Origin of the sequence: Paraburkholderia antibiotica, assembly GCF_012927125.1 — a bacterium.
Classification (GTDB): domain Bacteria; phylum Pseudomonadota; class Gammaproteobacteria; order Burkholderiales; family Burkholderiaceae; genus Paraburkholderia; species Paraburkholderia antibiotica.
Window position 1 is genome coordinate 1 of record NZ_JABBFZ010000004.1, and the last position, 13,500, is coordinate 13,500.

At 63.4% G+C, this 13,500-nt stretch carries 11 protein-coding genes and 3 pseudogenes; 7 read left to right on the plus strand and 7 right to left on the minus strand.

Translation table 11 applies throughout. The features are described from left to right. Positions 1 to 21: 21 nt before the first annotated feature. Positions 22 to 252, minus strand: a complete 231-nt coding sequence (locus HHL14_RS09120; RefSeq protein WP_169497279.1) for a hypothetical protein — start codon at positions 250 to 252, stop codon at positions 22 to 24. 191 nt (positions 253 to 443) lie between these two features. Further along, entirely contained in the window at positions 444 to 1,355 is a 912-nt protein-coding gene (gene cynR, locus HHL14_RS09125; RefSeq protein ID WP_169497280.1) for a transcriptional regulator CynR, read from the minus strand. 122 nt (positions 1,356 to 1,477) lie between these two features. On the opposite strand from cynR, the pseudogene HHL14_RS09130 reads away from it, so the two are divergent. From HHL14_RS09130 to HHL14_RS09145, 4 genes and pseudogenes are all read left to right on the plus strand, one after another. Beyond that, positions 1,478 to 2,137 (plus strand): annotated as a pseudogene (locus tag HHL14_RS09130) (carbonic anhydrase). A 42-nt stretch (positions 2,138 to 2,179) separates the two neighbouring features. Continuing rightward, the gene (gene cynS, locus HHL14_RS09135) at positions 2,180 to 2,650 is read left to right on the plus strand and encodes a cyanase (RefSeq protein ID WP_169497281.1); all 471 of its coding nucleotides are present in this window, start codon (positions 2,180 to 2,182) and stop codon (positions 2,648 to 2,650) included. A gap of 611 nt (positions 2,651 to 3,261) precedes the next feature. Beyond that, positions 3,262 to 4,968, plus strand: coding sequence for an FAD-dependent oxidoreductase (locus HHL14_RS09140; RefSeq protein WP_169497282.1), 1,707 nt, complete (start codon positions 3,262 to 3,264; stop codon positions 4,966 to 4,968). Between the two features lie 11 nt (positions 4,969 to 4,979). Then, complete coding sequence (locus HHL14_RS09145) at positions 4,980 to 5,240, plus strand: DUF2783 domain-containing protein (RefSeq protein ID WP_169497283.1); 261 nt, start codon at positions 4,980 to 4,982, stop codon at positions 5,238 to 5,240. A 107-nt stretch (positions 5,241 to 5,347) separates the two neighbouring features. Here the strand turns inward: HHL14_RS09145 and HHL14_RS33125 are convergent. Beyond that, positions 5,348 to 7,055: pseudogene (locus HHL14_RS33125) on the minus strand (IclR family transcriptional regulator). A 158-nt stretch (positions 7,056 to 7,213) separates the two neighbouring features. Here HHL14_RS33125 and HHL14_RS09160 point away from each other — a divergent pair. The 3 genes and pseudogenes from HHL14_RS09160 to HHL14_RS09170 all read left to right on the plus strand — a co-directional run. Beyond that, positions 7,214 to 8,173: an MBL fold metallo-hydrolase gene (locus HHL14_RS09160; protein ID WP_169497286.1), complete on the plus strand. Its 960-nt coding sequence runs from the start codon at positions 7,214 to 7,216 to the stop codon at positions 8,171 to 8,173. A gap of 124 nt (positions 8,174 to 8,297) precedes the next feature. After that, a complete protein-coding gene (locus HHL14_RS09165; protein ID WP_169497287.1) occupies positions 8,298 to 9,683 on the plus strand; it encodes an MFS transporter in 1,386 nt (461 codons plus the stop codon). 53 nt (positions 9,684 to 9,736) lie between these two features. After that, positions 9,737 to 9,982 (plus strand): annotated as a pseudogene (locus HHL14_RS09170) (aldehyde dehydrogenase family protein); the annotation flags it as partial. A 23-nt stretch (positions 9,983 to 10,005) separates the two neighbouring features. On the opposite strand, the gene HHL14_RS09175 reads toward HHL14_RS09170, so the two are convergent. Genes HHL14_RS09175 through HHL14_RS09190 form a run of 4 tightly spaced genes read right to left on the minus strand, consistent with a single transcriptional unit; the run spans position 10,006 to position 13,337 of the window. Then, positions 10,006 to 10,713: an ABC transporter ATP-binding protein gene (locus HHL14_RS09175; RefSeq protein WP_169497289.1), complete on the minus strand. Its 708-nt coding sequence runs from the start codon at positions 10,711 to 10,713 to the stop codon at positions 10,006 to 10,008. Next, the gene (locus HHL14_RS09180) at positions 10,706 to 11,470 is read right to left on the minus strand and encodes an ABC transporter ATP-binding protein (protein WP_169497290.1); all 765 of its coding nucleotides are present in this window, start codon (positions 11,468 to 11,470) and stop codon (positions 10,706 to 10,708) included. The genes HHL14_RS09175 and HHL14_RS09180 overlap by 8 nt, the downstream gene beginning before the upstream one ends. Next, complete coding sequence (locus tag HHL14_RS09185) at positions 11,467 to 12,480, minus strand: branched-chain amino acid ABC transporter permease (RefSeq protein ID WP_169497291.1); 1,014 nt, start codon at positions 12,478 to 12,480, stop codon at positions 11,467 to 11,469. Before HHL14_RS09185 ends, HHL14_RS09180 begins: the two co-directional genes overlap by 4 nt. After that, positions 12,477 to 13,337 (minus strand): branched-chain amino acid ABC transporter permease, encoded by an 861-nt coding sequence (locus tag HHL14_RS09190; protein ID WP_169497292.1) that lies wholly within the window; start codon positions 13,335 to 13,337, stop codon positions 12,477 to 12,479. The genes HHL14_RS09185 and HHL14_RS09190 overlap by 4 nt, the downstream gene beginning before the upstream one ends. Positions 13,338 to 13,500 lie beyond the last annotated feature (163 nt).

A 13,500-nucleotide genomic window follows, 5' to 3' on the forward strand; every position in this document is an offset into this window, starting at 1 on the left:
AATTTCGGCAAACGCACCTTCCTACGGTTCGAACAGAACGGTGATCGAGGTCCCGGCGTCTTCGCCGCCACTACAACGCGGGCAGCAAACTGCGCGATGCGCAGGAAGCGGGTTGTGCAGACCTTCCCTAAAGGTGGCAGTTGCATGCTTCCCATCATATTCCAGCATCACAATAAGTTTGTGTCTGTCTCGAACGGCGAGGGCATTGATATTCCAGTCGTGGAAGTAGTCAGATTCCTTTAGCTTATCCATCCAAATATCCTTTTAAGCTCGCCGCAGTAATGAGCCGACGCCCATCGCACGCATCGCCACACAAAGGATCACCACGATATTCCCGCCGGGCGTAGAGCGTGCAGCTTGGGGCGCCGTGAATAAAGGGATTCTTTCGTACGCCAGTCGCTCGGGGCGTGCGCGGCGAGCGTCGCCGATCAACCTCCTATAGCTCATTCGCCACTCTGCTCGCGGCCGTCCGGCTCAGCCTTGCTTTCCTCAAGCGCCAGCGTGATGAATGCCTGTGCTGCCGCGCTTCGGTAAGCGCCTTGGCGCAGCAGCAACGCAGCGGTTCGCCGCGGCAGGGCCGGCTCCAGGTCCACCAGACACAGTTCGGTGTGTTCACGCGCAATGGCGGCCGGTAGCAACGTGGCGAGCGCGCTGCGCTGCACGATCGCGATGACCGCGCTGATCGAATTGACCTCCATCGCAATGCGCGGAGCAATGCCATGTTGTCTGCAATATCGATCGATGTAGTGACGCGTCGCAAACTCTTCGTTGAGCAGCACGAGTGCTTCGCGCTCAAACTCGTGCGGTGTCAACGTGGTGTGCTTCTGCGCATACGGATGTGACTTGCCGACCATCATCGCCAAGGCTTCGACGAAAAGCACGTTGGTTTCGATGTCGGTGGTGTGCGTATCGTTGAACGCGATACCGACGTCGAGCGCATCTTCGCTCAACAACGCCTCCATCCGTTCCTGCGACATTTCGCGGATGTTCAGCGTAATGTTCGGATAGAGGCGGTTGTACTTCTCCAGCAATGGACCGATCAGATACGCGATGAACGTCGGCGTCATCCCCAGGCGCAGTGAGCCGCGGTTCAATTCCTGCACGTCGTGGATCGCCCGCGTTCCAGCCTCGAGGTCGTGCAGCGCGCGCTGCGCGTAGCGCGCATAGACCACGCCGGCGTCAGTCAATTGGATCGTCCGACCTGACCGGTCGAGCAGTTGCACCTGCAGCGTGTCCTCGAACTGCCTGATCTGTTGCGACAGCGTCGGCTGCGATACGTGCAGCGCCTCGGCCGCCCGCGTGAAATTGCGGTATTCCGCGACCGCCAGAAAGTAACGAATGTGCCGGAGCAGCATAGGCCCTCTAAAACTATTGGTGTTGCCTATAGAGAGAATAATAAATCGGTCTTGGAAAATATAGTTTGATCAGCGCATTCTTCGTCCATCGGTTCTCAGGCAACACCCAGATGGAGTGAAATATGCGAGAAGTCATTGACGGCTTTCTGAAGTTTCAACGCGATGTGTTTCCGCAACGTTCAAAGCTATTCAAGCGGTTGGCCACGAGCCAGCACCCGCATACGTTGTTCATCTCGTGCTCGGACAGTCGGCTCGTGCCGGAACTCGTCACGCAGCGTGAGCCGGGCGACCTGTTCGTCATTCGCAACGCAGGCAACATTGTGCCGTCGTACGGCCCAGAACCGGGCGGCGTGACCGCCACGGTCGAATACGCGGTCGCCGCCCTCGGCGTCACGGATGTGGTGATCTGCGGCCACTCCGATTGAGGTGCGATGACGGCCATTGCGACCTGCAAATGCATGGACCACATGCCGGCAGTGCGCAACTGGCTGCATTACGCGGATTCCGCAAAGGTCGTCAATGAGGCACGTCAACACGAGAGCGAACGCGACCGGGTCGAATCGATGGTGCGCGAAAACGTGATCGCCCAGCTCGCGAACATCAGGACTCATCCTTCCGTGCGGCTTGCGCTCGAACAGGGACGCCTGGTTCTGCACGGCTGGGTGTACGACATCGAAACCGGCTCGATCGATACGCTCGATGGCACGACCAACCGCTTCGTTTCTCTTGCTGACCATCCGCGCGTTTGTGCAACCCCCGCTCGATTCACTGTCGCTGCCTGAACAACGGCTTTTCAACGTTATTTCATCTGAAGGAGCATCATCATGACGCAATCTCAATATAGCCAGGCCCCCCGTGAAGCGTTGACCGACGCCATTGTTGACGCGAAGGTCCGCAAGAACCTGTCCTTCGAGCAGATCAACGAAGGTACGGGCCTCAGCCTGGCATTCGTCACTGCTGCGCTGCTCGGCCAGCATCCATTGCCAGCCGACGCCGCGAAGATGGTGGCCGACAGGCTGGATCTCGGCGAAGACGCAGTCCGGCTGTTGCAAACCATCCCTCTGCGCGGCAGCATCCCGGGCGGTGTGCCGACCGATCCAACGATTTATCGGTTTTACGAAATAGTGCAGATCTACGGTTCGACGCTGAAGGCGCTGGTTCATGAGAAGTTCGGCGACGGTATCATCAGCGCAATCAATTTCAAACTCGACATCAAGAAAGTCGACGATCCGGAAGGCGGCTCGCGCGCGGTGATCACGCTCGACGGAAAATATCTGCCGACCAGGCCGTTCTGAGGTGGCTGGTGAGGGGAGCCGTTCTTACATGAAGGGCCCCACCAGAATACGTATCGGGCAACCGAAACCATGACGGCATTGGTCGGTCAGCTACGCCCGGTCCCGCGGCGAGAGCGCGAACTGCAGGGTGGGGTGGGAGCGCCGGGTTCCCACTTTGCAGCCAATCGCCATCTGCTATCGCGGTACGGGGTCGGAGCCGACGATATAACTATCACGAACCCATATCGCGTACCGCAGGAGAATGCATCCCTAAATTGTCAGCGAATCACGTAGTACTCCCTGGCAGGCCTGACGGCGTGCTGTGCCGCGATTCGCAGTGCCTTTGCGACATCGTGGAAGACTGTCAACTGAACGGCTAGCCAACACTCCGCGCGATGTGCGCAGACGTAACCTAACCCCTCGGCCAATCCGCTCGCTCGATCGCGCCCGGCAACTCCGGCCAATCCCGCTCATCAAACCCCCCGCCAACCCCGTTCCACCCGCTCGCGTCATTCCGTGACGAAGCCAGGGTAAACACAGGTGTTTCTCACCGGTCTCGCCGTCCTAGAATTCTCTTAATTCGTAAATAGCAATATGACTTGCTATAAATTAATTTCAATTCAGGAGACGTCATGTCGATCGACTACCAGAAACTGCGCTTCGACTATGTTCGAGCCGCCGAGCACGATGCCCCCGCGGCCGCCTTGCTGCCGGTCGTGGTGGTGGGGGCGGGGCCGGTCGGCCTGTCGGCGGCGATCGATCTCGCGCAGCAGGGCGTGAACGTGGTGCTGGTGGACAACGACGACACGCTGTCGAGCGGCTCACGCGCGATCTGCTTCGCCAAACGGACACTGGAAATCTTCGACCGGCTGGGTTGCGGCGACCGGATGGTCGAGAAGGGCGTCAGCTGGAACGTCGGCAAGGTGTTTCTGCAGGACGAGCTGATCTACACGTTCGACCTGTTGCCCGAAACGGGGCACGCGCGGCCGGCGTTCATCAACCTGCAGCAGTACTACGTCGAGGGTTATCTCGCCGAACGCGCGCTGCAACTCGACAACCTCCAGATGCGCTGGAAGAGCAGCGTCGCCGGGCTCACGCAATACGACGATCACGTCGAACTGCTGATCGACACGCCCGACGGCACCTATCCGCTGCGCGCGCAATACGTGGTTGCGGCCGACGGTTCGCGCAGCGCGATGCGCAACATGCTCGGCCTCGACAGTCGCGGCCGCACATTCAAGGATCGCTTCCTGATCGCCGACGTGAAGATGAAGGCGCCGTTCCCGACCGAGCGCTGGTTCTGGTTCGATCCGCCGTTCCATCGCAATCAGTCGGTGCTGTTGCATCGTCAGCCGGACAACGTCTGGCGCATCGATTTCCAGCTCGGCTGGGACGCTGACCCGATCGCCGAAAAGGCCCCCGAGCGCGTGATTCCGCGCGTGAAGGCGCTGCTCGGCGAGGACGTCGAATTCGAACTCGAATGGGTCAGCGTGTATACGTTTTCGTGTCTGCGGATGGATTCGTTTCGCCACGGCCGCGTGTTGTTCGCCGGCGATTCGGCGCATGGCGTGTCGCCGTTCGGCGCGCGCGGCGCGAACAGCGGCGTGCAGGATGCCGATAACCTGGTCTGGAAGCTGCGCCTCGTCGCGAACGGCGACGCACCGCCCGAATTGCTCGACACGTATGCGAGCGAACGCGAATACGCGGCCGACGAAAACATCCTGAATTCGACCCGCGCCACCGACTTCATCACGCCGAAGAGCGCGGTGTCGCGGCTGTTCCGCGACGCGACGCTGAAGCTCGCGAAAGACTGCGCGTTTGCGCGACGTATCGTGAACAGCGGCAGACTGTCGATGCCCGCGGTGCTGGCCACCTCTACGTTGAACACGCCCGATCGAACCGCCGATACGTTCTCGTGCGCGATGGTGCCGGGCGCCGTGTGCGCCGATGCGCCGGTTGCGATCGACGGCAAATCGGCGTGGCTGCTCAAGCAGACCGCGGGTGGCCAGTTCACGGGCATCCATTTTTGCGGCCCCGATCAGAACGTCGACGAATTTGCCGCGGGCTTCGCTGCGCACTTCGCCGCGCTCGCGCGTCTGCCGATCCCGGTGCGCGCGTTGGTGGTCGTCCCGCCAGGGGCGAACGTGCCGACGTTGCCCGGCGTGACGATCGTCGAGGACGTCGACGGTATCGTTCAGCAGCGTTTCGATGCGCGCCCCGGCACCTTCTATCTGCTGCGTCCCGATCAGCACGTGTGCGCGCGCTGGCGTGAGCTGGATCTCGCATCCGTCGCCGCGGCAGTCGATCGCGCTACCTGCAACGTCACCCTGAACGCTTGAGCCACAACACCATGAGCCATCTGAATCTCGAACCCAACATCGCGGACGTCGACGCATTCTACGAGCATCTGATCGACACGCACAACGGACTCGTCGATGCCGACAGCCACGCGCTGAACGCGCGGCTCGTGCTGCTGCTGGCGAATCACATCGGCGATATGACGGTGCTGGCGGAGGCGTTGGCGAAAGCGCGCGCGGGTTTCGCGGGCACGGTGCCGCGTCAGCAAGATCCGCGAGACCAGCAAGACCCGAGAAACTCACACACGGCCTGACAGGCGCGACGACCGATCCCGCGCCACGCACGAAGCCGGCTCCGTTACGTTGGCCCGGGACGCAGCCGGCACGTCCGCGCGCAGCGCTCGCTCAGAACAGCCTCAAGTTACCCGCGAGCCGCACCGCCCGAGCCCGCTCCGAACAGCCCGAAACGCCACGACAGCCGCTGCGTCGCCGCCAGCAACGCGCGCCCGATCGCGCCTTCCGGACTGCGATCGAATCCGCTCGACGGGCCGATCACCGCGATTACGAGCCGGATGCTGTTGGTGTGATCGAACACCGGCGCGGCCAGCGTGCCGATGCCGGGCACCGGCGTATCGAATGCATCGTCGATGCCGGTCTCGCGGATGCGTGCGAGGCGCGCGCGGTAGTCGCGTGAGAGCGCCGGTTTCGCCGCGGTGCCCGCGCTCGCGCCCGCGAGCCGGATTGGCTCCTGCGCGAGCCAGCCTTCGAGTTCGTCTTCCGGCATCTGCGCGGCGAACACACGGCCGATCGCCGTGTTGACGAAGGACATCACCGTGCCGACGCGCAGGCTCACGTGCTGCGGTCGCGCCGATTCTTCGAGCCGGATCACCGTCGGACCCAGCGGCCCGAGCGTCGCGGCCGCGACCGACATCCCGGTCGATACCGCCAGCGACGCGATTTCCGGCTCGGCGTCGCGCGTCGGCGACAGCCGTTGCAGCGCGATCAGGCCCAGTTCGAAACTGAGCGGTCCGGTCGCGAAACAGCCATCGTCCTTACGCGAGAGCAGGCCGATCTTCAGCAGACTCACCAGATGCGGAAACGCTTTCGCGGGCGGCATGCCGGCCGCCGCCGCGAGGTCGCGCAGACTCAGCGGCTGGCCGGCCGCCGCGAGCGCCATCAACAGCTCGCCGGTGCTGTCGAGCGCGTTGATGCCGCGTTGCGCCTTGGCTTCCACGATGGCGCCACTATCGCCGCTCTGGTTCGCGCCACTGCGGTTCGAATTTGCCGCGGAATCAGCTTGCATGGGTCGGGCTCCGGTGAGGCAGGGCTTGCGCGATGTGTTGAGCGACCTCGCGTAGCTCGCGCGCGATCGCACCGTTCCAGCCGACATCCATCGTGCCCGACGGCCCGATCACGGTCAGCGCGAGCAACAGCTCGCGCTGCGCATCGAGCACCGGCACGCTCATGCTGCTGATGCCGGGGCTCGGCACGTCGACGCTACGCGCGATGCCGCGGCGGCGCGCATCGTCGACGCCGGCCTGCCATTGCGCGGGCTCGTTCGGATCCAACGACGCCTCTTCGGCACCCACGTGCGGCGGCGTCAGCCCCTGGCGCTCCATCATCGCGGCAAGCTCGGCGGCGCGCAGAAACGCGCTGAATACGCGGCCGGTGGCGGTGGTGCGCAGCGACATCACGGTGCCAACGTGCAGGTTCACATGCAGCGGATAACCGCCGCGCTCATAGCGCACGATCGTCGGTCCCTGCGCGCCGGCCACGCATACCGCGACGCTGAAGCCGATGCGTTGCGCGAGTTGCGTCGCGTGCGGCGCGGCGATCCGGTAAGCGGGTTGTTGCTCGACATCCATCATGCCGAGGCGCAGCGAGAGCGGCCCTGGTTCGTAGTAGCCGGTGAGCGCGTCGCGTTTGACGAGGCCGAGCTTCGTCAGGCTGACCAGATAGGTGTGCGCCTGCGCGGTCGACAGCTCGGCCGCGGCCGCCAGTTCGCTCAGCGCGGCCGGCTCGCGCCGTCGCGCGAGCGCGTCGAGCACGCGCCCCGCGACTTCGACGCTCTGAATGCCGCGTTGCGTTTTTTCGGTTGCTTCTTTCAATTGAGAGGTCCACTCCTGCAGGCTCGCGCCATCGCGCTCGATCGTAGCGCATTGTGCCATCGCGCCCGGGCACAGGGGTTTTCCCGTGTTTTATATATAGCAAGCAAATTTGTTATTGACAAATATTGGCGACGACGCGACCATGCGTCATCCCCCGCCGATTTACGGAGACAGACAACATGGCTAAAGCATTCGCATCGCAGGCAGACCTCGAAGAAAAGAAGATCACGTGGACGCAGTTGTCCGAGAACGCGTATGCGTACACCGCCGAAGGCGATCCGAACTCGGGCGTGATCGTCGGCGACGACGGCGTGCTGATCGTCGACACCACCGCGACGCCCGCGATGGCGCAGGACCTGATCGCGAAGATTCGCAGCGTGACCGACAAGCCGATCAAATACGTGGTGCTGTCGCATTACCACGCGGTGCGCGTGCTTGGCGCGTCCGCGTATTTTGCCGAGGGCGCGCAGCAGATCATCGCGAGTCGCGGCACCTACGAGATGATCGTCGAGCGCGGCGAGCAGGATATGAAGTCGGAGATCGAGCGCTTTCCGCGTCTGTTTGCCGGCGTCGAGACGGTGCCGGGGCTGACGTGGCCGACGCTCGTGTTCGAGAAGGAGATCACGCTGTGGCTCGGCAAGCTCGAAGTGAAGATCGCGCATCTGGGCTCGGGCCATACGAAGGGCGATACGGTCGTGTGGCTGCCGTCGCAGAAGGTGTTGTTCTCGGGCGACCTCGTCGAATACGACGCGGCCTGCTATTGCGGCGACGCGCAGCTCGAACAGTGGCCCGCGACGCTCGAAGCGCTGCGCGCCTTGGGCGCCGGGAAGCTGGTACCGGGGCGCGGTCCCGCGCTGCTGTCGCCAGCGGAAGTGGACAAGGGCCTCGACTACACGAAGGATTTCGTCACGACGTTGTTGCAGGCCGGCCATGACGCGGTCGCCGAAAAGCTCGACCTGAAGGGCGCGATGGCGCTGACCCGCAAGAGCATGGACCCGAAGTTCGGCCACGTATTCATCTACGAGCATTGCCTGCCGTTCGACGTGTCGCGCGCATTCGACGAAGCGAGCGGCCTCACGCATCCGCGTATCTGGACCGCGCAGCGCGACAAGGAGATGTGGAGCGCGTTGCAGGATTGAACGCTAGCCCGGTAGCAGCAAAGGTCCCGTGCGGGACCTTTGTGCATGAATCAACGATGAAGGCGCGCAAGACGCCGGAATACGAGCGATCCGCCGTGAACAGGCGGCGCCATGGAGACAGACGATGGAAAAGAGCTTCGAGTTCGGCTTGTCGAGCGCATCGAATGCGACGGCCGACGACCAGCAGATCTTCACGAAGGTCGCCTGGCGCATTATCCCGTTCCTGTTCCTGTGTTATGTCGTGTCGTTTCTCGACCGCATCAACATTGGCTTCGCGCAGTTACAGATGAAGCACGACCTGGGCTTCAGCGACGCGATGTACGGCCTTGGCGCAGCGGTTTTCTATATCGGCTACGTGTTGTGCGAAGTGCCGAGCAATCTGCTGCTGGCGAAGTTCGGCGCACGCAGGACCTTTACGCGGATCATGCTGCTGTGGGGCATCGCTTCCGTGTGCATGATGTTCGTGTCGACGCCCGCGCATTTTTACGTGCTGCGCTTCATGCTCGGCGTATTCGAAGCAGGTTTCTTTCCCGGCATCGTGCTGTATCTGACGTACTGGTTTCCGGTCAATCGGCGCGCGGCGGTCATGTCGATTTTCTTCGCGGGCGTCGCGGTGGCGGGCGTGCTCGGTGGTCTCGTGTCCGGCTGGATCATGCGCGACATGAGCGGTGTGATGGGACTCTACGGCTGGCAGTGGATGTTCGCGCTGGAGGGCATTCCGGCGGTACTGCTCGGCGTCGTCGCGTTCTTCTATCTGGTCGACCGGCCTCAGGATGCGCCGTGGCTCGACGAATCGGAAAAGACCCGCCTGATCGCGTTGTGCGCGCAGGAGCGCATGGTGCCGGTCGATTCGCAACAACGCACGAGCAACATGCGCGCACCGGGCGGTACGGCACACAGTGCGCATAGCGCGCGTGGCATCGCCGCGGCACTCGCCGATCCGCGTGTGTATCTGTTTGCCTTCATCTATTTCTCGCTGACCTGTGCGTCGCTGACGCTGAACTTCTGGATGCCGTTGATGATCCGTGACTTCGGCATCAAGGACGTGATGCAGGTGAGTCTCTTTACCGTGATTCCCAATGCGATCGGCGCGGTCGGGCTGATTCTGATTGCGCGCCGTTCCGATCGGATGGGCGAGCGTCGCAAGCACTTTGCGTTCTGCACGATCGTGGGCGGTCTTGCGCTGGCCGCGCTGACGCTGCATCTGAGCAGCTTTGCTGCGATGCTCGCGATCCTGTCGGTTGCTGCCGTGCTGATCTTCGCCGCGCTGCCGATCTTCTGGGCCGTGCCGCCGAGCTATCTGCCGGTCAACACGGCGGCGGCGGGTATTGCATTGATCAGCAGTATCGGCATAACGAGTGGCATCGTCAGCCCTTGGGTGATCGGGCAGATCCGCACGACCACCGGCAGCATGGATCTCGCGTTCTATCTGCTTGCGGCATTGCTCGTGGTGAGCGGCATCGCGTTGATGATGGGCGTCGGTAAGGACACGGTCCAGTCGCACAGATGATTCGCGACGACGGCTGTGGATGCCGTTGCTCTTGAGCGCCTGGTGGCTCGTTCATGAAGGGCAAATCGATCAATATCGCTCGCGCGATCGAGGAGGGCGTGCCGCCGGGCGTCTTCAACGTCGTGACCGGCGGCGGAGAAGGCGGGGCGGCGCCTGGCGCCCATCGCGACGTCGCGAAGATTTCGTTCACCGGCTCGACGCCGACCGGCAAGCTGATCGGCGCGGCGTCGGTGCAGAACATGACGCGCTTCTCGCTGGAGCTGGGTGGCAAGAATCCCGCCGTGATGCTCGCCGGCGTGTGAGTCGAACCCCCGCTACGCGCTCAATGCTGCGACACCGCCAGCAACGTATCGATCTTCTCGTCCTGCGCGAGCAGTTCGGCCGCCGTGCTCGCATGAATGACCGAGCCGCGCTCCAGCACCACCGCGTGGTGCGTAATGCTCAGCGCCTTGCGGGCATTCTGTTCGACCAGAATCACCGACAGCCCTTCGTCGCGAATGATGTCCGACAGAATCCGCATCAGCTCCTGCACGATGATCGGCGCGAGGCCTTCGAGCGGTTCGTCGAGCAGCAGTACTTTCGGATTGAGCATCAGCGCGCGGCCGATCGCCAGCATCTGTTGCTCGCCGCCGGACAGCTGATTGCCCATGTTCGCGCGGCGCTCCTGCAAACGCGGAAACATCCGGTAGATGCGCGCCAGATCCCACGGACCTGGCACCGCGATCGCGGTCAGGTTTTCCTCGACTGTCAGCGACTTGAAGATATTGCGCTCCTGCGGCACCCAGCCGATGCCGGCCAACGCGCGCTGATGCGGCTTGAGCGCGGTGACGTCCTTGCCGTCGAGCCAGATGCGCCCGGCAAAGCGCCGCGTATGACCGACGATGGTATTGATCAGCGTGGTCTTGCCGGTGCCGTTGCGGCCCAGCAGCGCGAGCGCCTGAGCCTGCTCTAGCGACAGATCGATGCCCATCAGCACCTTGGCCTCGCCATAGCCCGCGACGACGCCTTCCAGTTTCAACAGTTCAGACATGCTCGCTCCCAACCAACTCTTCGCCCAGATATACGGCCTTCACGCGCGGGTCGCGGGCGATCTCGGCGCATGAGCCTTCGGTCAGCAGCGCGCCGCTGACCAGCACCGAAATGCGGTTGGCGAAACTGAACACCAGGTCCATGTCGTGTTCGATCAGAACGATGGTCACGTCGTCGGGCAACGCGGCCACCGTATGGAGAATCTCGCGACGCTCGCCGTCCGGCACGCCGGCCACCGGTTCGTCGAGTAGCAGCACGCGCGGCTTCGCCGCCAGCGCCAGCGCGATTTCGAGCAGGCGCTGTTTGCCGTAGGGCAGCACGTGGGTCTCGCGATGCATCGCGTCGGCGAGCTTGCACTGTTCGAGCAGCGCCGCGACTTCGTCCATCACTTCGCCGCGATGACCCAGCGCGCGCCAGAAGCGCGCGCCGAGACCGTCGCGCTCGGAGATGGCGACGGCGAGCGACTCGGCCGGCGTCATGTGTTTGAACAGCTGGTTGATCTGGAACGTGCGCACGAGGCCCGCGCGAGCCCGCTGATGTACCGACAGCGACGTGATGTCGCGACCTTCGAGTTCGATGCGGCCGGAGCTTGCCGTCAGCACGCCGGTCAACTGGTTGATCAGCGTGGTCTTGCCGGCGCCGTTCGGTCCGATCAGCGCCTGGCGCGCGCCTTTCTCGACCGCGATCGATACGTCGTTGGTGGCGACGAGGCCGCCGAAGCGTTTGACGAGGTTGAAGGTCTGCAGGGCGATCGTCATGCGTTGCCTCCGCTGCGACGGAACCACGTCCACGGACGCACCAGCCGCTCATGACCGACGATCACGATGACCACCAGCAGCAGCCCGATCCAGAATTGCCAGTATTGCGGCGTGATGTCCGCGAGCCGGTCCTGCATGAAGCGGAATACGAGCGCGCCGATGATGCCGCCGTACAGATAGCCCGCACCGCCGATCATCAGCATCAGCAGCACGTCGGCCGAGCGGTGGAAATCGAGCACGTCGAGCGACGCGAAGCCGGTGGTCTGCGCGAGCAGCGCGCCGGCCACGCCCGCGTATGCCGCGCTCAGCGTGTACACGGCGGTGCGGCGCAGGTTGACCGGCACGCCCATCGCCGCCGCGCGCAGCGGATTCTGACGGATCACCTGCAGCGACATCCCGAACGGCGACTTCACCACCGCGCGCGCCAGCACGAACAGCACGAACAGCGTGACGATCGAATAGGTATAGGCCGCCTTGCCGAACATATCGAACTCGATGTGCCCGAAGAGCGGCACCATCGGCACGCCGGTCAGGCCGTCGGCGCCGCCGGTGAGCCAGCTCATCTTGTTGGCGAGTTCATGCAGGATCGACGCGACGCCGAGCGTCACCATCAGACGCGTGAGGTCGGAGCCGCGCATCACCAGCACGCTGGTGACGAGGCCGGTGAACGCCGCGACCCCGCACGAGACCAGCATGCCGAGCAGCGGGTCCATCGCGAAGTACTTGGCGAGCAGCGCCGCCGTATATGCGCCGAGCCCGAAAAACGCCGCATGACCGAGCGAGACGATGCCGGTGTAGCCGAGAATCAGATCGAGCGAGACCGCGAACAGCGCGAGGATCGCCATCTCGTTGAGCAGCAGGAAGTTATCGAGCGGGGCGACGCATGCGCCCAGCGCCACGATCCAGAAGACGATTTCCGCGGGACGCCAGCGCGACCAGCGTCGGCCGAGGTTGCGGACTTCGGGCGCCAGTGCCGGCGTACCCGTTTGGCTGGACGTTGCCGGCTTCATTTGCCCCCCGCCCGTGCGAAAAGACCCTGCGGCCGCCACATCAGCGTGACGATCATCACGCCGTAGATGATGAAGGCCCCCAGATCGGGGATGTAGTACTTGCCCGCGACGTCGGCGATGCCGAGCAGCAGCGATGCGAGTAGCGGACCGGTCAGGGAGGTGGTGCCGCCGACCGCGACCACCACGAGGAAATAGATCATGAATTTGAGCGGAAAGATCGGATCGAGGCCCAGCATGTTCGCGCCGAGTGCGCCGCCGAGGCCGGCGAGGCCCGAGCCGAATGCGAAGGTAGTCAGGAACACGAAGTTGATGTTGATGCCGAGGCCGCTCGCCGCGCGCGGATCGTCGACCGATGCGCGCAGACGGCTGCCGAAGCGCGTTCTGTTGAGGATCAGCTGAAGCGCGATCACGAGCACCACGCACACGAGGATCACGAACAGGCGGTAATAGCCGATCCCGATGCCGGCGATCACCGTGCGTCCCTGCAGCCATTGCGGCAGATTCAGGAACTGCTGGGTCGAGCCCATGAAGTAGTCGACCGTCGCGATCGCCATGAAGGTCAGGCCGATCGTGAACAGCACCTGGTTGAGTTCGGACTGCCCATACACGCGCTTGTACAGCGTGCGTTCGAGAATGCCGCCCAGCACCGCGCTGACGATGAACGCAATCGGCAACGCCCCGAAGAAGGGCACGCCCAGACGCGACATCGCGAGGACGGTGGCGTAGCCGCCCACCATCGCGAACGCGCCGTGCGCGAGGTTGACGAAGTTCATCAACCCCAGCGTGATCGCGAGGCCGCTCGCCAGCACGAACAGCAGCATGCCGTAGGCAATACCGTCGAAGAGAATGGTTAGCATAAGTGTCGTATACCGGTGTTGGACACCGAAACGCCGCGTCGCTCGCGAGGCGGGTGGCGCGGCGGGTCCATCGAAAAAGCCGGCAAGCCCGGATGCGGCTTGCCTTGCAGCAACGGCCTGATTTGCGTCCTGATTTGCGTCCTGATTGGCAGCCTGGTTGACG